The sequence below is a fragment of the Candidatus Dormiibacterota bacterium genome (assembly GCA_036495095.1).
Taxonomy (GTDB): domain Bacteria; phylum Chloroflexota; class Dormibacteria; order Aeolococcales; family Aeolococcaceae; genus CF-96.
Window position 1 is genome coordinate 1 of record DASXNK010000102.1, and the last position, 18,269, is coordinate 18,269.

Annotated in this window: 16 protein-coding genes and 2 pseudogenes; 4 read left to right on the forward strand and 14 right to left on the reverse strand. The window is 76.2% G+C overall.

What is annotated here, in order from left to right:
• Positions 1–50: 50 nt before the first annotated feature.
• The 4 genes and pseudogenes from VGL20_10510 to VGL20_10525 all read right to left on the reverse strand — a co-directional run bounded on the left by VGL20_10510 (position 51) and on the right by VGL20_10525 (position 2,676).
• On the reverse strand, positions 51–506 hold the full coding sequence (locus VGL20_10510) for an NADH-quinone oxidoreductase subunit C (protein ID HEY2704113.1): 456 nt from the start codon (positions 504–506) through the stop codon (positions 51–53).
• A 165-nt stretch (positions 507–671) separates the two neighbouring features.
• Positions 672–1,103 (reverse strand): annotated as a pseudogene (locus tag VGL20_10515) (NADH-quinone oxidoreductase subunit B family protein).
• Between the two features lie 101 nt (positions 1,104–1,204).
• The gene (gene ndhC / locus VGL20_10520; protein HEY2704114.1) at positions 1,205–1,561 is read right to left on the reverse strand and encodes an NADH-quinone oxidoreductase subunit A; all 357 of its coding nucleotides are present in this window, start codon (positions 1,559–1,561) and stop codon (positions 1,205–1,207) included.
• Positions 1,562–1,695: 134 nt separating this feature from the next.
• Entirely contained in the window at positions 1,696–2,676 is a 981-nt protein-coding gene (locus VGL20_10525; protein ID HEY2704115.1) for a DUF3048 domain-containing protein, read from the reverse strand.
• A 119-nt stretch (positions 2,677–2,795) separates the two neighbouring features.
• Here VGL20_10525 and VGL20_10530 point away from each other — a divergent pair, with 119 nt between their 5' ends.
• Positions 2,796–3,062, forward strand: a complete 267-nt coding sequence (locus VGL20_10530; protein HEY2704116.1) for a hypothetical protein — start codon at positions 2,796–2,798, stop codon at positions 3,060–3,062.
• Here the strand turns inward: VGL20_10530 and treZ are convergent.
• The 9 genes and pseudogenes from treZ to VGL20_10575 all read right to left on the reverse strand — a co-directional run bounded on the left by treZ (position 3,050) and on the right by VGL20_10575 (position 13,216).
• The gene (gene treZ, locus VGL20_10535) at positions 3,050–4,801 is read right to left on the reverse strand and encodes a malto-oligosyltrehalose trehalohydrolase (protein ID HEY2704117.1); all 1,752 of its coding nucleotides are present in this window, start codon (positions 4,799–4,801) and stop codon (positions 3,050–3,052) included. The two genes, VGL20_10530 and treZ, sit on opposite strands and share 13 nt — an antisense overlap.
• Positions 4,798–7,425 carry a malto-oligosyltrehalose synthase gene (gene treY / locus VGL20_10540; protein HEY2704118.1) on the reverse strand — a complete coding sequence of 876 codons (2,628 nt, stop codon included), beginning with the start codon at positions 7,423–7,425 and terminating at the stop codon, positions 4,798–4,800. Before treY ends, treZ begins: the two co-directional genes overlap by 4 nt.
• The gene (locus VGL20_10545) at positions 7,422–8,813 is read right to left on the reverse strand and encodes an NAD(P)/FAD-dependent oxidoreductase (protein ID HEY2704119.1); all 1,392 of its coding nucleotides are present in this window, start codon (positions 8,811–8,813) and stop codon (positions 7,422–7,424) included. The genes treY and VGL20_10545 overlap by 4 nt, the downstream gene beginning before the upstream one ends.
• Positions 8,813–8,977: a hypothetical protein gene (locus VGL20_10550; protein ID HEY2704120.1), complete on the reverse strand. Its 165-nt coding sequence runs from the start codon at positions 8,975–8,977 to the stop codon at positions 8,813–8,815. The genes VGL20_10545 and VGL20_10550 overlap by 1 nt, the downstream gene beginning before the upstream one ends.
• A complete protein-coding gene (locus tag VGL20_10555; protein HEY2704121.1) occupies positions 8,974–9,507 on the reverse strand; it encodes a type 1 glutamine amidotransferase domain-containing protein in 534 nt (177 codons plus the stop codon). Before VGL20_10555 ends, VGL20_10550 begins: the two co-directional genes overlap by 4 nt.
• A gap of 60 nt (positions 9,508–9,567) precedes the next feature.
• A pseudogene (locus tag VGL20_10560) lies at positions 9,568–10,155 on the reverse strand (DsbA family protein).
• 82 nt (positions 10,156–10,237) lie between these two features.
• The gene (locus VGL20_10565) at positions 10,238–10,999 is read right to left on the reverse strand and encodes an alpha/beta fold hydrolase (protein ID HEY2704122.1); all 762 of its coding nucleotides are present in this window, start codon (positions 10,997–10,999) and stop codon (positions 10,238–10,240) included.
• 4 nt (positions 11,000–11,003) lie between these two features.
• A complete protein-coding gene (gene kynU, locus VGL20_10570) occupies positions 11,004–12,260 on the reverse strand; it encodes a kynureninase (GenBank protein ID HEY2704123.1) in 1,257 nt (418 codons plus the stop codon).
• A 17-nt stretch (positions 12,261–12,277) separates the two neighbouring features.
• Positions 12,278–13,216 (reverse strand): hypothetical protein, encoded by a 939-nt coding sequence (locus VGL20_10575; protein HEY2704124.1) that lies wholly within the window; start codon positions 13,214–13,216, stop codon positions 12,278–12,280.
• 152 nt (positions 13,217–13,368) lie between these two features.
• On the opposite strand from VGL20_10575, the gene VGL20_10580 reads away from it, so the two are divergent.
• Together VGL20_10580 and malQ are read left to right on the forward strand one after the other, a co-directional pair.
• On the forward strand, positions 13,369–14,991 hold the full coding sequence (locus VGL20_10580; GenBank protein HEY2704125.1) for a S53 family peptidase: 1,623 nt from the start codon (positions 13,369–13,371) through the stop codon (positions 14,989–14,991).
• Positions 14,988–16,898 carry a 4-alpha-glucanotransferase gene (gene malQ / locus VGL20_10585; GenBank protein HEY2704126.1) on the forward strand — a complete coding sequence of 637 codons (1,911 nt, stop codon included), beginning with the start codon at positions 14,988–14,990 and terminating at the stop codon, positions 16,896–16,898. Before VGL20_10580 ends, malQ begins: the two co-directional genes overlap by 4 nt.
• On the opposite strand, the gene VGL20_10590 is transcribed toward malQ, so the two are convergent.
• Positions 16,825–17,592 carry a DNA-formamidopyrimidine glycosylase family protein gene (locus tag VGL20_10590; GenBank protein HEY2704127.1) on the reverse strand — a complete coding sequence of 256 codons (768 nt, stop codon included), beginning with the start codon at positions 17,590–17,592 and terminating at the stop codon, positions 16,825–16,827. The genes malQ and VGL20_10590 overlap by 74 nt on opposite strands.
• Positions 17,593–17,713: 121 nt before the next feature.
• Between VGL20_10590 and VGL20_10595 the strand changes: the two genes are divergently transcribed.
• Positions 17,714–18,269: response regulator (locus VGL20_10595; GenBank protein ID HEY2704128.1), on the forward strand; the 556-nt coding region annotated here is incomplete at its 3' end.

The following is an 18,269-nucleotide window of genomic DNA, read 5'->3' on the forward strand; positions in this document are numbered from 1 at the left end:
GTCGCCGCCGCCGGGTGCCCCCGGACCGCCGGGGGGCAGCACCACCGCCATCAGCGCGAGGTCCCGGGCATGCCCGGCGGGCGCTCCGCCGCAGGCAGCGCCCACTCGATGTTGTGGGTGAAGGCGACCGGCTCGCCGAAGGAGACGTAGTCCCTGCGCAGGGGGTGACCCTCCCAGTCGTCGGGGAGGAGGATCCGGCGCAGGTCGTGGTGACCGGTGAACCGGATGCCGAGCAGGTCGTAGCACTCGCGCTCGTGCCAGTCCATGCCGCAGAACTCACCCTCGAGGGAGGGCACGGTGGGGTCGTCCTCCGGCACCTGCACCACCAGCCGGCAGACGTCGTTGTGCCGCAGTGAGCGCAGCTGGTAGACGACGTCGTAGCGGGGCGCGTCGGGCTCGCGGTCGGGCCAGTCGACGGCGGTCACGTACACCGGCATCGTGTACAGCCCCTCGGGGTCGTCGCGGAGCAGCGCGCAGGCGTCGACGAGCGACTCGCGACGGATCACGACCGTCTCCTCGCCGCGGCCCTGCTCGCGCCGCACCACCGCATCGGGGAGGCGGGCGGCGAGCAGCGCGGCGGCGCGGGCACCGGCATGCGGAGGGGCCGCCGAGGCGGAGTCGGGGGTGGTGGTCAGGGTGGTCTACCCGCGCAGTGACGCCGGCTCGCCGGCGATCTTCTTCTGGAGCTTCACCACGGCGTCGAGCAGCCCCTCGGGCCGGGGCGGGCAGCCGGGCAGGTAGATGTCCACGGGGACGACCTTGTCGACGCCCTGCACGATCGCGTAGTTGTTGAACATTCCACCGCAGGACGCGCACGCGCCCATGCTGATCACCCACTTGGGCTCCGGCATCTGGTCGTAGATCTGCCGGAGCACCGGGGCCATCTTCTGGGAGACGCGACCGGCGACGATCATCAGGTCGGCCTGGCGCGGGGAGGCGCGGAACACCTCGGCGCCGAAGCGCGACATGTCGTAGCGGCTGTTGCCCACCGCCATCATCTCGATGGCGCAGCAGGCCAGCCCGAACAGCGCCGGCCACAGCGAGCTGTAGCGTCCCCACGCGATCACCTTGCCGACGGTGGTGGTGATGACCCCGGTCTGCACCGCGGTGCGCTCGCGCTCGCCGGTGCGGGGGAGGGGGATCGCGGGCGTGTCGGACTGCGCGAGGTGCGCTCCCGGCAGCACCAGCCTGGACCGCGGCTCGTTCAGTCCCATCGCAGCGCGCCCTTGCGCCAGACGTAGGTCAGCGCCACCAGGAGGGTGAGGATGAAGATGCCGATCTCCACCAGTCCGAAGATCTTGAGGTCGCGCACCACCGTGGCCCACGGGAAGAGGAACACCGACTCCACGTCGAAGATGATGAAGAGCATCGCGGTGACGTAGAAGCTGACCGAGAAGCGGCGGCGCGCCGACTCGACGGGCATGATCCCGCACTCGTAGGGCAGCTCCTTCTCCGGCGACGGCTTGCGCGGGCCGACCAGGGAGTTGAGCAGCTGGACGCCTCCGCCAAAGGCGACACAGATCGCCAGAAAGACGAGGATGGGTGCGTAATCGGACAGCATTGCGTGGTGCATGCTACCAAAGGGTCCCGCCGCGGCCGCCGCGCCGCCGACCGGCCCTGAACCGCGCAAACGCGCCAAAAGAGGGCCCGCGTGCAGCCCGTCCCCACCACCGTCCCGGCCCTGGTCACGGGCGCCTAGCGGAGGGTCGCGGGGCTCCCGGTCGGCACCAGCTCCACCGCGACCTCGCCGGCGGCGATCGGCGCGGGGGTGCCGTCGGCGAGGAGCAGGCGGGGCGGGCCCTTGGCGTCCTGGGTCCAGGTTGCCGTGTAGGCCATCCCTGCGGCGAACACCTGAGCCGGGCCGCTGCCGGTCAGGGTGTGGTCGAGGCCCACCACCCCGTTGACGTCGACCACCTCGGGGGCGGGCTTCACCGGCACCTGGAGGACGACCACCGTGGGCACCACCAGCGGCTTGGCGGTGGCGCCGTCGAGCAGCGGGCCGGTGCGGGGCTCGCTGCGGGCGAAGCCCTCCGGGGTCCAGGTGAAGACCGGCTGCTCGAAGGGCGAGATCGGCACCGCCAGCGAGTGCAGCGGCGCACCCGGCGGGGGCGGCACCCCCGGCGCCAGCCGCGGCCACAGCGCGTAGGCGGCCGGCGGGTCGCCCACCCGGGCGAGCAGGTCGGCGATGTGGCGGCCGTCGGTGTAGAGGTTGTGGGGCGGGTAGCGGCTGCCGATCCGGAAGAGGTCGCCGAAGGAGGTGTCCTCGTCGTAGTGGCGCATCCCCGACTGCCGCAGCCGGCCCTCGATGTAGTCCGAGGCCCCCGAGTACATCAGCACGGCGTTGTAGAGGCCGAGCAGCGCCACCGTGGCGATCCGGGCACTGCGCACCGGTCCCACCTGCCCGGCGGGAGGCGTGAAGTACAGGGCGCTGAACCGCGAGATCCCGCCCTCGGCGCTGTACTCGTAGAGCACCGCCGCCTCGCCGAGGCCCCGCTGCGGCCGCGCGTCCGGGGAGTTCTCGACCTGGACGATCACCGGGTTGCGGAGCGCGTCGGGGTTCGGGGTGGGCGACGGCGTCGCCGTGGCCGCCGGGGAGACCGTGGACGCGGCCGGGATCCGGGCGGCCGGGCCGGGCGGCTGGGCTCCGCAGGCGGAGAGCAGGAGGACGCCGAGCACGGCGACGAGACCATGCCTGCGGGACGCGGGCGCCGCCGGTCTCACCACGGCGGGGGATTGTGGCGGATCCGGCGGCGCCCTGCAGGCCCCGACCGAGACACCCGCTATGCTCCCCGGCCGTGAACCCGTGGCTCGACCGTTTCGCCGCCGGCCTCGTCGACGCCGGGCCGCCCGAGATCGACCGCGACGAGGCGGCGCTGATCCTCGAGCTCGCCGGCGCGGCGGCGCGCAGCTCCGGGGCCCGGCAGTTCGCCCCGCTGGCCACCTGGCTGGCCGGGCGGGTCACCGCCGGGGCCGACCGCGACGCCCGCCTCAGCCTGCTCCGCCGCGCCTGCGAGGCGGCCACCGCCGCCGGCGCCGCCGAGGAGGGGCTTCAGCTCGACTGATCGAGGACGACGACCGACTCGGGCGGGAGGACGAGGCCGTCGCCGTCGCGGCAGGGGGGATCGGCGGAGGCGAGCAGCACCTCGCCCCAGCCCCGGGTCCCCCCGGGGATCCGGGCCGGCCGGGCTCCGAGATTGGCGGCGACGGTGACCCCGTGCCGCTCCATCACCAGCCAGCGGTCCTCCTCGTCGACCCGCACGCACACCGCGCTGAGGTCGCCGTCGCGGAGCGCGGGCAGGCGCCGGCGGAGCGCGATCAGCTCCCGGTGCCAGGCGAGCAGGCCGGCGTGGGGCTCGCGGCCGGCCTCGTCCCAGTCCAGCCGTGAGCGGGTGAAGCTCGACTCCTCCTGGGGGTCGGGCACCGCCGACTCGTCCCAGCCGAAGGCGGCGAACTCGCGCTTCCGCCCCTGGCTGACCGCCTTGGCGAGCATCGGGTCGACGTGGTCGGTGAAGTAGAGGAAGGGGGTGGACGCGCCCCACTCCTCGCCCTGGAAGAGCATCGGGACGAAGGGCGCGGTGAGCACCAGGGCGGCGCCGACCCGGAGCAGCCCGGTGCTCATCAGCGCCGCGCTGCGCTCCCCGCAGGCCCGGTTGCCCACCTGGTCGTGGTTCTGCAGGCAGACCACGAAGCGGTCGCCGCCGAGGTCGCCGATCGGCCGCCCGTGACGCCGCCGCCGGAAGCGGGAGTACCGGCCGTCGAAGACGAACGCGCGGCGCAGCGCCCTGGCGATGTCCTCGAGGCGGCCGTAGTCGGCGTAGTAGCCGGTGCGCTCGCCGGTGAGGGCGGCGTGGAGGGCGTGGTGGAAGTCGTCGCTCCACTGCGCGTCGAGACCGTGGCCGCCCCGCTCGCGGTCGCGCACCAGCCGGGGGTCGTTGAGGTCGCTCTCGGCGATCAGCCACAGCCGGCGGCCGAGCTCGGCCTCGAGCGCGGCCACCCGGGTGGCCAGCTCCTCGAGGATGTGCACCGCCGAGGTGTCGACGATGGCATGCACCGCGTCGAGGCGGAGCCCGTCGAGGTGGTAGTCGCGCAGCCACATCAGCGCGTTGTCGACGACGAAGGCGCGCACCTCGTCGCTCTCCTCGCCGTCCAGGTTGATCGCCTCGCCCCATGGGGTGCGGTAGCGGTCGGTGAAGTAGGGGCCGTAGGCGCCGAGGTAGTTGCCGTCGGGGCCGAGGTGGTTGTAGACGACGTCGAGCACGGCGGCGAGGCCCCGTGCGTGGCAGGCGTCGACCAGCCGGCGCAGCCCCTCGGGGCCGCCGTAGGCGTGGTGGGGGGCGTAGAGGGCGACCCCGTCGTAGCCCCAGCCGCGCTCCCCGGGAAACTCGGCGACGGGCATGATCTCGACCGCGGTCACCCCCAGCGCGACGAGGTGGTCGAGACGGGCCGCGGCGGCGTCGAAGGTGCCCTCGGGGGTGAAGGTGCCGACGTGGAGCTCGTAGATCACCGCCTCGGCGAGCTCGGCGCCGCGCCAGCCGGCGTCGCCCCAGGCGTGGGCGGCGTGGTCGACGCTGCGCGAGGGTCCGTGGACGCCCTCGGGCTGGTGGGGCGAGCGCGGGTCGGGGAGGCCCGGGCCGCCGTCGGGCGACAGCCGGTAGTCGGTGCCCGGCGCCAGCGGATCGTCACCGCTCCACCAGCCGCCGTCGAGGGGTCGCAGCGGGTGGCGCCCGTCGGGCAGCTCGACGTCGAGCCTCCGCGCCCGGGGCGCCCAGACCCGCGGCTCGCCCCGCCCTCCCGGGGTCACGCGCGCACCAGCAGAGCGCCCGGGAACTCGCCGAGCAGGGCGGCGGCGGCGACCTCGCCCTCGAGCACGCCGGCGCCGCCGAGCCGGTCGCGCCACCGGCCCGGGGGCAGCGCGATGGTGGTGCCGCCCCAGCCGCCGGAGGGGTCGGTGCCGCGACGGTCGGCCACCGCCACCACCGCTGCGGGCTCACCCCGGGAGAAGGCCACGACCCGCCCCGCCTGGGGCCCGTCGACCGCCAGCGGGGTGTACGCCGCGTCCGCTGCGAAGGCCCCGGCCAGCTCCCCCCGCACCGCCAGCGCCCGCTGGATCAGCAGCAGCTTGGCCAGCCCGGAGCCGGCATCGGCGGCCAGGGCGTCCGCGGGGGTGAGGCCGGCGCCTCCGAGCAGGCGGCGGCGGAGGTCGAAGTCGACGGGGCGGCGGTTGTCGGGGTCGACCAGGCTCAGGTCCCAGAGCTCGGTGCCCTGGTAGACGTCGGGCACCCCGGGCGCGGTGAGCTTGAGCAGCGTCCAGGCCAGCGAGAGCCGCCGGCCCCAGCCGGCCAGCGGCTCGACGAAGGCGGCCACGTCGGTCATCAGCGCCGCGTCCGCCAGCACCCCGACGGCGAAGTCGCGCACGGCGGCATCGTAGGCGGGGTCCGGCCGGGTCCAGGTGGTGCGCACCGCCGCCTCGCGGGTCGCCTTCTCCAGGTACGCGGTGAGCCGGCCGGCGTCGATGGGGTGCGCCCCCAGCAGGGTCTGGTAGAGCACGTACTCGGTGTCGGGGTCGACCGCGGCGGGGCGGTAGGCGGCGCTGGCGGCCGACCAGCGGCGCACCGCATCGGCCCAGCGATCGGGGATCTCCGAGAGCACGCAGAGCCGGGCGCGCACGTCCTCGCTGCGCTTGGTGTCGTGGGTGGTGGTGGTCCGCAGGCCGCGGTCGCCCCGCCGCACCCAGCCCGCGCAGGCGGCGTGGAAGGCGCCGACCTCGACCCCGAAGCAGGCGGGGTCGCCGCCCACCTCGTTGAGTGCGAGCAGCCGGTTCCAGCGGTAGAGCGCGGTGTCCTCCTTGCCCTTGGCCATCACCGCCGGGCTCAGCTGCTGCACCCGCGCCGCCAGCTCCATGCCCTCCCCCGCGAAGCGGCCGCAGAGGCTGTCGGCGAGCAGGTCGAGGAGGTCGCCGCGCCCCCCGGGGAGGCGCTGGCGGGCCCGGGCCACCGCGATGCCCACCCGGGCGGCGTCCTCCGGCGTGCACCGCCCCGTGACCGGGTCGACGTAGGCGCGGTAGACGTCGAGCTCGGCGATCACCGCGGTGAGCACCTCCTGCAGCTCCTCGAGGCCGGGCACCGAGGCGACCCCGGCGTCGGCGGCCACCCGCGCCAGCCGCGCCGCCAGCCGGGTCACGTCGCTGCGCAGCTCGCCGCCGAGCACCTCGAGCCGGGCCCGGTGGACGCAGTGCGCGAAGCTCTCGGTGTGCCCGGTGAAGCCGGCGTGGAGATCGTCGAGCGGCACCCTGCCGGCGGGGTCGACGCTGAGCGCGTCGAGCAGCGCCGCGAACTCGTAGCCGGTGGTGCCGTCGGTGCGCCACTCGGCGGGCAGCCGCTCGTCCTGCTCGAGGATCTTCTCCACCACCACCCAGCCGGCCCCGGTGGCCTCCTGAAGCCGCTCCAGGTAGCGGGCGGGGTCGCGCAGGCCGTCGACGTGGTCGACCCGCAGCCCGTCGACGCTGCCCTCGCGCACCAGCCCGGCGATCAGCCCGTGGACGGCGTCGAAGACCCGCGGCTCCTCCACCCGCACCCCGGCGAGCGAGGTGATGGTGAAGAAGCGGCGGTGGTTGAGCCGGGTGGCGGCATCCCTCCAGTCGGCGATCAGCCAGTGCTGGCGGTCGGCGAGGGCAAGCAGCGACTCGGGGTCGGCGGAGGTGCGCTCCAGCTCCCGGTCGAGGGCGGCGGCCACGGGCGGCGCGGCGGCGGTCGCGGTGAGATCCTCCCACCACCGCCGCCGGGCGGTGAGGCCGGCCTCGCCGCTGCCGAGGCCGGCGGCGGCGGCGCGGGCGCAGGCGGCGAGCGCCCCGGCGCCGGGGGCCGCCGCGGCGGCCTCGAGCAGGTCGACGAGCGAGCCGGGCGCGAGCGGGATCCGGCTGTCGAAGTAGGCGAGCCGGAGCCTGCCCCCCGAGCGCTCCAGGCGCAGCTCGCCGCGGCGGGCGACCGCATCGGGGGTGTCGCCGAGCACGGGGAGGAGCACCCGGCCGCGCAGCTCCGGCTGGGGCGGGTCCCACTCGATGTCGAAGACCTCCGCGAAGGGACTGTCCTGCCCGGCCTCGAGGACGTCGGCCCACCACGGGTTGGCGCGCGCGTCCGTGGACATGTGGTTGGGCACGATGTCGACGAGCAGGCCCAACCCGGCGGCGCGCAGCGCCTCGACCAGGCGGCGGAACCCCTCGGCGCCCCCCAGCTGCTCGCTGATCCGGGTGGGATCGGCGACGTCGTACCCGTGCTCGCTGCCCGGCACCGCCTGGAGGATCGGCGAGGCGTACAGGTGGCTGATCCCCAGCTCGGCGAGGTAGGGCGCGAGCGCGGCGGCCTCGTCGAAGCCGAAGCCGGGGCGAAGCTGGATGCGGTAGGTGGCGCGGGGCGAGGGGGGGCTCACCGGAGGCGCCTGGCCAGCTCGCGGAGCGGCGGCGCCAACGCCTCGCCGAAGGTCGGGAACGGCTGGATCATGCCGGCGGCGACCTCGACGGGCACGCAGGCGTGGATGGCGAGCGCCGCCTGCCCCATCCACGAGTCGGCCCCCGGTCCCACCGCGCTCGCGCCCACCAGCACCCGCCGGGCGCGGTCGGCGACCAGCACCAGGCAGCCGCGGGTGGGCTCGGCGGCGCCCTCGGTGAGCGCGCGGGCGGTCTGGCCGACGTCGAAGGAGGCGGTCTCCACCTCGATGCCCCGCTCCCGCGCGGCTGTGGCGGTGAGGCCGGCGGCGGCCAGCGGCGGATGGGTGTAGACCGCCCGGGGCAGGGCCCGGTAGTCGGCGCGGGCGGGCTCGCCCATGAGATTCCGGGCGATGATCGAGCCCTGGTACCCGGCGGTGTGGGTGAACGGGGCGACACCGGTGACGTCGCCGGCCGCCCAGAGATGCTCGACCCCAGGAACCGCGCAGCGCTCGTCGACCCGCAGCGCCCCGTCCTCCACGTCCACGCCCAGGACGTCCAACCCCAGTCCTCCGACCCGCGGCCTCCGGCCGGTGGCCAGGATCACACGCTCGACCTCGATGCCGCCCCCGCCCTCGAGCAGCAGCAGGGCGCCGGGACCGGGGCTGGCGACCCGTGCCTCGGCGACCGTGGTCTCCAGCCGCACCTCCACCCCGGCACGCCGCAGCGACCCGAGCAGCACCTCGGAGACCAGCGGCTCCTCCTTCGCGAGCACCCGCGGCGCGTTCTCCACCAGCACAACCCGGCTGCCGAAGGCGGCGAGCACCTGGGCGAGCTCGCAGCCCACCGGCCCGCCGCCCAGGACGGCCACCGAGGCGGGCAGGTCGGCGCTGCTCAGGGCGTCGTCGCTGGTCCAGGTGGGCACCGCGTCCAGCCCCGGCAGCGCCGGGACCGCCGCCACCGACCCGGTGGCGACCACGAGGTCGCGGTACCCGACCTCGGTGCCGTCGACGTCGACCACCCCGGGCCCGGCCACCCGGCCGCGGCCGCGGAGGAGCGCGACCCCGGCCCGCTGCAGGCTCCGGGCCGCCCCGGTGTCGTCGCGGCCGTCGGCGATGCGGTCGCGCCGGGCCACCGCGGCGGCGTAGGCGGCACGCCCGTCGCCGGGGTCGCACCCGGGCGCGGCGGCGGCGCCGAAGGCCACCGCGTCGCGGAGCATCCCGCGGACCTCCGCGGACCGCAGCATCGCCTTGCTGGGCATGCAGGCGACATACGGGCACTCGCCGCCGACGCGGTGCATCTCCACCACCGCCACGGCGCGCCCGCGGAGGTTCTGCCACACCCCCTCGGCGGCCGAGCCGGAGCCCAGCACGACGACGTCGTACTCCTCCATCAGGCGGGCAGCGGGTCGGGGATGGGCGGCCCCGGCGCGGGGAGAATCGGCGACGGTGTCGGGTCGGGCTCGGTGGGCAGCTCCGGGGGCTTCGGCCCCGGCAGCGTCGGCGGGTCGCCGGGCAGGGGCGGCGGGGTGGGCATCCCCGCCGCGACCCCGGTCACCGCCGCCCCGCGGAGACGGTCTCGAGCATCCGCAGCGCCTCCCGCGAGAAGGCGGGGATGTCGTCGGGCTTGCGCGAGGTGACCAGGCGGCGGTCGACCACCACCTCCTCGTCGACCACGTCGGCGCCGACCTGCTCGAGGTCGTCCTGGATGGTGAGCCAGGCGGTCATCCGGCGGCCGCGCACCACCCGTGCGGTCATCAGCAGCTGGGGACCGTGGCAGATCGCGAACACCGGCCGCTCGCTGGTGAAGAAGGCCCGGGTGAAGTCGACCATGCGGCGGTCGGCCCGGAGGTGGTCCGGCGAGTAGCCGCCGGGGATGAGGAGGGCGTCGAAGTCGCCGGCGGAGACGTCGTCGATGCCGCGCTCGGCGACGACCCGCTCCTCCCCCTTCTTGCCGAGCAGCTCCCTGCCCTTCTCGAGGCCGATCACGATCACCTCGTGGCCGGCCCGGCGGAGGGCGTCCCAGGGGCCGCGAAACTCCGAATCCTCGAAATCGCCGTCGAGGACGCATGCAACGCGCATGGCGATGTTCCTCCTGATCACGTCATGGCTTATCTGATCATTACGTGGTCAGGAAAGTGTACATCGTCACTGTATCGCCGGGATCTCCCCCCGATCGTCGACGGGGCGGTGCCCGAGCCGCCGCAGCAGTGAGTCGAAGACCTCGCGGGGCTGCGCGCCGGGGAGGATCACCCGCTGGTCGATGGCCCAGGCGGGCACCCCGGTGACCCCGTTGCGCAGCGCCGCCCGGGTCGAGGCCTCGACCCGTGCCGCCAGCTCCTCGGAGTCGAGGGCGGCGCGCGCGTCGGCCTCGGGGATGCCCACCGCGCCGGCCTCCTCCACCAGCACCCCGGGGTCCCCGATGTCGCGCCGGCGCGACCAGTAGCCGGTGATGAGCCGGGTGTGGAGGGCGTCGTGGACGCCGCGGTCTCGGGCCAGCTCGGTGAGCCGCAGCGCCCGGCTGGAGTTCGGCACCCGGTCGGGCGGCGGGTCGTACACGAACCCCGCGCCCTCGATCAGGCCGCGGATGTGGTCGGAGAAGTCCGCCCCGTACCGGGCCAGCAGCTCGCTGCGGGGAAGCCCCTCGGGCGGGTACTCCGGGTGGAGGTCGAACGGCCTCCAGTCGACGGTGGCGCCGTACCGGCGCTCCAGCCACGTGGCCCGCTCCAGGCCGACGTAGCAGAAGGGTCAGATGTAGTCGCTCCACACCACGATGTGCGGCGTGGAGACGGCGGTTCCGGTCGTCATGGACGCAATCCTACGCGCCGGTTCCGAGCCACGCCGCCGCCGCCCGCCAGGCTCGGCTCTCCGGGTCGATCGTGTCGGCGTGCCCGACCCCGGGCAGGGTGACCAGCTCGACCGGGTCGCCGGCGGCGCGGGCGGCCTCGGCGTGGTCGCGGCTCATCGCCACCGGCACCCGGTCGTCGAGCTCGCCGTGCACCAGCAGCTGGGGGACGCCGAGCGGCAGCAGCGCCCGCGGCGAGGCTCGCCGGTAGCGCTCCGGCAGATCCTCGGGGGTGCCGCCGAGCAGCTCGACCGCGGCGCCGCCGCCCAGCCCCAGCCGGGCCGCCGCGGCCAGGTCCGAGACCGCGGCGAGCGCCACCACCGCGGCGATGCCGGGACGGGTCGCCAGCCAGAGGGCGAGCTGGCCGCCGGCGGAGTGGCCCACCGCCACCACCCGCCGGTGGTCGACACCGTCCACCCGGGCGAGGGCGTCGACCGCGGCGGCGCAGTCCTCGAGGGTGCCCGGCCAGCCGCCCCCGGGAGCGCCGAGACGCCGGTACTCGACGTTCCAGGTGGCCCATCCGCGGCGGTGGAGATCGCCGCTGAGCGCGTGCATCAGGTCGGCCCCCCACGGCATCCGCCAGAAGCCGCCGTGGAGGAGCACCGCGACCGGGTGCGGCCCCGGGCCCGGCGGCAGGCGGAGGTCCGCCCACCGGTCGGGACCGGGGCCGTAGGGATGGCGCCGCGCCGCGATCCCGCAGTCCCGGGCGAGATGGGCGTAGGGCTCGGGGTACACGCCTCTATGTCACCGCGGCGCGCACCGCGTACTCGGGGCGGCGGTGAGCGCCGGTGGCGAGCACCTCGCGGAGCGCCTCGACCGCGTCCCAGGCGTCGACGTGGCGCAGGTAGAGCGGGGCGAGGCCGAGACGCACGATGTCCGGGGCACGGAAGTCGCCGATGACCCCGCGGTCGATCAGCGCACGCACCACCCCATAGCCGTCGGCGTGGCGGAGCGACACCTGCGAGCCCCGCCGCGCCGCCTCGCGAGGCGACGCGAGCTCGAGCCCGAGGCCCGCACAGCGCTCGTCGACCAGCCGCACCAGCAGGTCGCCGAGCCGCATCGACTTGGCGCGCACCTCGCCGAGGTCGACCTCCGCCCAGAGGTCGAGCGCCGCCTCCAGCGCCGCCATGGCGAGGATCGGCGGGGTGCCGCACAGGAAGCCCCCGACCCCGGGCGCGGGGCGGTATCCGGGCTCGAGGGCGAACGGCTCGGCGTGGCCCATCCACCCCCGCAGGGGGGAGACCACCCGGTCGTGGAGCCGGCCGGCGACGTAGAGGAAGGCGGGGGCGCCGGGGCCGCCGTTGAGGTACTTGTAGCCGCAGCCCACGGCGAGGTCGGCGCCGCAGCCGCCCAGGTCGAGGGGCAGGGCGGCGGTGCTGTGGGAGAGGTCCCAGAGGCTGAGGGCGCCGTGGTCGCGGGCGGCGGCGCTGAGGCCGGCCATGTCCTGCACCGCGCCGGTGGCGTAGTCGACGTGGGTGACCATCAGCACGGCGGTGTCGGCGTCGAGCGCCGCCGCCAGGCCGGCGGCGGGCACGGTGCGCAGCTCGCACCGCCCCTCGAGCAGCTCGCACAGCCCCTGGGCGACGTAGAGGTCGGCCGGGAAGTTGTCCTCGTGGCTGAGGATGACCCGCCGCCCCGGCCGCGCCCGCACCGCGGCGCCGAGCAGCTTGAACAGGTTCACGGAGGTGCTGTCGGCGACCAGCACCTCGCCGGGCAGGGCGCCCACCAGCGGCGCCACCCGGTCGCCGAGCCGCCGGGGCGCGTCGATCCACCCCGCCGCGGTCCAGCTGCGGATCAGGCCCCTCCCCCACTCCTCGGTCACCATCGTGGCGAGCCGCGGGGGGGTGGCCGCGGGCAGCGCCCCCAGGCTGTTGCCGTCGAGGTACACGACGCCGTCGTCGAGGAGGAAGCGCTCCCGCATCGGCGCCAGCGGGTCGGCGGCGTCGAGGGCGGCGCAGGCCTCGCGGTCGAGGAGCCCGTACGGCAGACCGGTCACATCTCCACTCCGGATGCTCAGCAGGCGTCGATGGCGACGATCACCCCGGAGGGCGAGTCGGCCGCGGCCAGCCTCCCGTCGGGGAGCACGGCCAGGCCCTGGGGCTCGCCGAGGCCGGTGGCGAGGGTGCGGTCGGCGCCGCCGGCGGGGTCGACGGCGAGCACCGAGTGGCCGCCGAGGGCGGTCACGTAGAGCAGGCCCCGGTGGAGCACGACGTCGTCGAGGTCGCCGAGCCGGCCGACCGCGCTCACCCGGCCGGCGGGATCCACCCGCAGCAGGCCCGGTGAGACCTCGGCGGCGACGTAGACCGAGCCGTCAGGGGCGGCGGCGGCGCCCACCACCCGGCCCAGGCCGGTGGCCAGGGTGACCATCGGCCCGCCGTCGAGGGGAAGGGCGCGCAGCGCCCCGGCGGCGCTGTCGGGGATCAGCAGCCGCCGCCGGGCGGCGTCGAGGGCGATGTTGTCGATGCCGAGGCGACCGCCCGCAGGCGGCAGCGTCGCCAGCGGGCTGACCGCGGGATCGGGCGGGCGGAGCGTCACCAGGCGGTTCGTCCGCTGCTCGGAGAGGACCATGCGGCCGTCGTCGAGCAGCACCATCCCCTCGGGGCCCCGGGGGTCGTCGACGCGGATCACGGCGCGGCCGCCGGCGTCGACCCGGGCCAGATGACCGTTGTCCGGGTCGCTGACCCAGAGGCCGCCCTCGGGCGCCACCAGCAGGTCGTCGGGGCGGAGCGGGGGCCGCGCCAGCACCGGCAGCGCCGCCAGCGACCGGGCCGGCGGGCAGCGGTCGAGCGAGCCCGCGGCCGGCGCCGGCGCCGAGGCCCCCGCCGGCGAGGCCGGCGCCGAGAGCGGCGGCGCCGGGGCGCGCGGCGTCGTCGCCGGCGGCGGGGCGGCGGACGAGCAGGCGGCCAGCACCACCGCGGCGGCGGCGATCACCCAGGCTCTGACATCGGACACATCCATCGTGGGTCCCGCTGCGTACCGGTCTTCGGGCCGCCTGCGCCACCATCCCCTGAGCAGGCGGCCCATCCACCTCCCCTCGGGACGTGGACGCGTCGCTACATTAGGCCGCGAGGGCGGGACCGCACCGAGCAGGGAGGCGGCCGAGGATGAGCGACGCACCACGGGTCGAGATCGCCGGAAGCGAGCGCACCCCGCTGCCCCAGGACCGGCGCGTCGGCCGCGCCGACCCGGGTCAGCGCCTCGAGGTGACGGTGCTGCTGCGCCGCCGCGGAGCCCTCCCCGAGCCGGGCCCGGCCCAGCCCCACCTCCGGCGGCGGCAGCTCGAGGAGCTGGCCGGCGCCGACCCCGCGGACATCGAGCGGGTGGAGGCGTTCGCCCACGAGAACGGCCTCGAGGTGGTCGAGGCCAGCCCGGCGCGGCGCAGCGTGGTGCTCGCCGGTCCGGCGTCCGCGCTCGAGAGCGCCTTCGGCACCGAGCTCTGGCTCTACGACGTCGACGGCGGCGTCCGCCGCGGCCGCCAGGGGCCGCTGACCGTCCCCGCCTCCGTCGCCCCCGCGATCGAGGGCGTGTTCGGCCTCGACGACCGGCCCCAGGCCCGGCCGCACTTCCGCCCGCTGCTCGAGGGCGGCCACCCGGTGATGGCGCACGCCGCCGCCGCCGCCTTCTCCCCGGTCGAGGTCGCCCGGCTCTACGACTTCCCCACCACCGCCACCGGGGCGGGGCAGTGCATCGCCCTGATCGAGCTCGGCGGCGGCTACGCCAAGGCCGACATCGACGCCTACTTCCAGGGGCTGGGCCTCACCCCGCCGGCGACGGTCGCGGTCTCGGTCGACGGCGGCGCCAACCAGCCCGACGGCAGCCCCGGCGGCCCCGACGGCGAGGTGATGCTCGACATCGAGGTGGCCGGCGCGGTCGCCCCCGGGGCGCGGATCGCCGTGTACTTCGCGCCCAACAGCGACCGCGGCTTCCTCGACGCCGTCTCCACCGCGGTCCACGACAGCCTGCGCCGCCCCTCGGTGGTGTCGATCAGCTGGGGCGGCCCGGAGTCGACCTGGACCGGGCAGTCGATGACCGCCTTCGACACCATGCTCCAGGACGCCGCCGCGCTCGGGGTCACCGTCTTCTGCGCCTCCGGCGACAGCGGGTCGGGCGACGGCGCCGGCGACGGCCTGGCGCACACCGACTTCCCCGCGTCCAGCCCCCACGTGGTCGCCTGCGGCGGCACCCGGCTCAGCGGAGGCGCCGGCGGCATCACCGCCGAGGTGGTCTGGAACCAGGGGTCCGCCGGCGGCGCCACCGGCGGCGGCATCAGCGACACCTTCGACGTCCCCGCCTGGCAGGCGAGCGCGGCGGTCCCGCCCTCGGCGAACCCGGGGGGCCGGCGGGGACGCGGCGTCCCCGACGTCAGCGGCGACGCCGACCCCCAGACCGGCTACAGGGTGCGGGTCGACGGCCAGGACACCGTCGTCGGCGGCACCAGCGCGGTGGCCCCGCTCTGGGCCGGCCTCACCGCGCTGCTCAACCAGGCCCTGGGGCGGCCGGTGGGCTTCCTCAACCCCGAGCTCTACGGCGCGGTGCTCGCCGGCGGCGGCCTCCGCGACGTCACCGAGGGCGACAACGGCGCCTACTCGGCGGGCCCTGGCTGGGATCCCTGCACCGGGCTGGGCAGCCCGCGCGGCGGCGCCATCCTCGCCGCCCTGCAGGGCACGGCGGTGGTGGGGAGGAGCGACGCCGCCAGGGGGTCCCGGTCGCTACCCTCGGGGCGGTGACCGAGGCCTCTCCCGATCCCGCCGCCTGGGGCGTCCTCACCGGCTACCACGACGCCACCGGCGGCTGGCGGACGGCGTCGCCGGACACCCTCGCGGCGGTGCTCGAGGCGCTCGGCGCCGATCGCCAGCGCCCCGAGGCGGACGCCGCCGTCATGGTGGTGCGCGCCGGCCGGCGGCCGCGGCTGGAGGCGCCGGCGACGGTGCTGCTCGAGGACGGCACCGACCTCGGCGTCGCCCGGGGACGGCTGCCCGCGGGGCTGCCGCTCGGCTACCACCGGCTGGTCCGCGAGGACGGCTCCGAGACCCGGCTGATCGTCAGCCCCGGCCGCTGCCATCTGCCCCCGGCGCTGCGCACCTGGGGATGGGCGGTGCAGCTCTACGGGCTGCGATCGGCGGCGAGCTGGGGCATCGGCGACCTCGCCGACCTCGCCGAGCTGGGGCGGCGCTCGGCGGCCGAGATGGGCGCGGGGATGCTGCTGGTCAACCCGCTCCACGCCGCGGCGCCCACCATCCCGCAGCAGCCCAGCCCCTACTTCCCGAGCAGCCGCCTCTACCGCAACCCCCTCTACCTCCGGATCGAGGACGTCCCCGGCGCGACCCGGCTCGGGGCCCGCCTCGAGGCCCTCGCGATCGCCGGCCGCGAGCTCGACGAGCGGCGGCTGATCGACCGCGACGCCGTGTTCCGCCTCAAGAGCGAGGCGCTCGAGGCGATCTGGGACGAGGTCGACGGCGACCCCGAGCTCGACGCCTACCGCGCCGCCGAGGGTGAGCAGCTGGAGCGCTTCGCCACCTGGTGCGCCCTCGCCGAGGTGCACGGGCCACGGTTCCAGGAGTGGCCGGAGGAGCTGCGCCGCCCCGGCACCGCGGCGGTCGCCCGCTTCCGCGAGCAACGGCGCCGCCGCGTCGACCACCACGCCTGGCTGCAGTGGCTGCTCGACCGCCAGCTGGCCACGGCCAGCGCGCCGCTGGCGGTGATGCACGACCTCGCCATCGGCGTCGACCCCGGCGGCGCCGACGCCTGGAGCTGGCAGGAGATCGTCGCCCCCGGGGTGCGGGTCGGCGCCCCGCCCGACGAGTTCAACACCGCCGGCCAGGACTGGGGTCTCCCCCCCTTCCACCCCTGGCGGCTGCGCCGGGCCGGCTACGAGCCCTTCGCCGCCACCATCCGCGCCGCCATGCGCCACGCCGGAGCGCTGCGCGTCGACCACGTCATGGGGCTGTTCCGCCTGTACTGGATCCCCGCCGGACGCGGGCCGGCCGAGGGCGCCTACGTCCGCTACCCGCACGGCGAGCTGCTCGACGTCCTCGCCCTGGAGAGCGCCCGCGCCGGCGCCTACGTCTGCGGCGAGGACCTCGGCACCGTCGAGGGCGTGGTGCGCACCGAGATGGCGGCGCGGCGGATGCTGTCGTACCGGCTGCTCTGGTTCGAGACCGAGCCGCCGCAGCGCTACCCCCGCCGGGCGCTCAGCGCGATCACCACCCACGACCTCCCCACCGTGGCCGGGATGTGGACCTGCTCCGACCTCGACGACCAGCGCGCCGCCGGGGTCGAGCCGAACGTCGCCTCCACCGCGGCGATCCGCGAGCGCATCGTCGCGTTCACCCGGCTGCCCGGCGACGCCCCCGTCGACACCGTGGTCGAGGCGCTCCACGCCCGGCTCGCCCGGGCCCCCTCGGCGGTGGTGACCGCCACCCTCGACGACTGCCTGGCGGTGCCGGAGCGGCCCAACATGCCCGCGACCACCGACACGTGGCCGAACTGGTCGCTGGCGCTGCCGGTGCCGCTGGAGCAGGCCCTCGACGACCCCCGCACCCGCCGCGTCGCCGGGCTGCTCAGCCGCCGCCGGTCTGGCAGCCCGGGCAGAAGTAGGTCAGCCGCCCCTGCTCACCCTGGGGACGCACCCTGATCGGGGTGTCGCAGCGCGGGCAGGGGCGTCGCGAGCGGGCGTGCACCCCGGCCATCCGGAGGGGCCCCGGCCCGGGGTGGTCGCGGCCGGCGAGCATCAGCTCGCGGGCGGTGGTGTAGACCCGGCGCAGGGCGTCGTCGTCGAGCGCGCCGGCGGACGACCAGGGGTCGAGCCGCAGCCGCCACAGCGTGTTGCACTTGTAGATGTTGCCGATGCCGGCACAAACGCGCTGGTCGAGGAGCAGCTCGCCGAGCGGCCGGTCGGCATCCGCCCGGGCCAGCGCCACCGCCTCGCCGGCGTCGAAGTCGTCGGCGAGGATGTCGGGGCCCAGATGGCGGGTGGCACCGCCGTCGTCGGGACGAAGCTCGACCACCGGAGCGTCGAAGCACACCGCCACCGCGCCCTCGACCTCGAGCACCGCCCGGGCCCGGTGGGCGGGCCTGCGCCAGCGCTCGCCGGGGGCGTACAGGTGCCAGGCGCCGGTCATGCGCATGTGGGAGTGGAGCACCAGCGCCGGCGACGGCGGCCGCGCGGCGAAGCGGATGAGCAGATGCTTGCCGGTGGCCTCGACCGCCTCGACATCCCGTCCGGAGAGGCGCTCCAGCCCCGCGGGCGCGGCGCGGAGCACGGTGCGCCCCGCGATCCTCGCGCGCAGCGCGGCGGCGGTGCGCCAGATGGTGTCACCCTCGGGCACGCGCCGTCCTCCCGGGGTTACGGAGTGGAACGCGGGTCGAGGTGGCGACGTCGGGGGATACACTCGACCACGGCTCTCGAAACCGCAAACCGGGGAGCTGTGCATCCCTGGGAACCAGCCAATGATCCGCATCCTCCTCGTCGACGACGTCCCGGCCACGCTCGGCAACCTCGAGAGGCTGCTCGGGTTCGAGGACGACATCGAGGTGTGCGGCACCGCGGCGGACGGGCGCCTCGCCATCGAGGAGGCCCGCCGGCTGCAGCCGGACGTCATCCTCATGGACGTCAACATGCCGCAGCTGGACGGCCTCCAGGCCACCGCGCTGATCGCCCAGGAGGTGCCCGGCTCGCCGGTCATCATCATGTCGGTGCAGGGCGACAGCGACTACGTCCGCCGCGCCATGCAGGCTGGAGCGCGCGAGTTCCTCACCAAGCCGTTCAGCGGTGACGAGCTGACCGCCACGATCCGGCAGGTCGTCCAGCTCGACCAGCGGCAGCAGCGGACGAATGCGGCGGCGGCCGCCGCCGCGCCCCCGGCCGGCGGTGCCGGCACCGGGTCGCCGCGCGGCGAGGTGTTCCTCGTCCTCTCCGGCAAGGGCGGTGTGGGCAAGTCGGTCATCGCGGCGAACCTGGCGGTCGCGCTGGGGATGGAGACGGGCGGCCGGGTGGCGCTCGTCG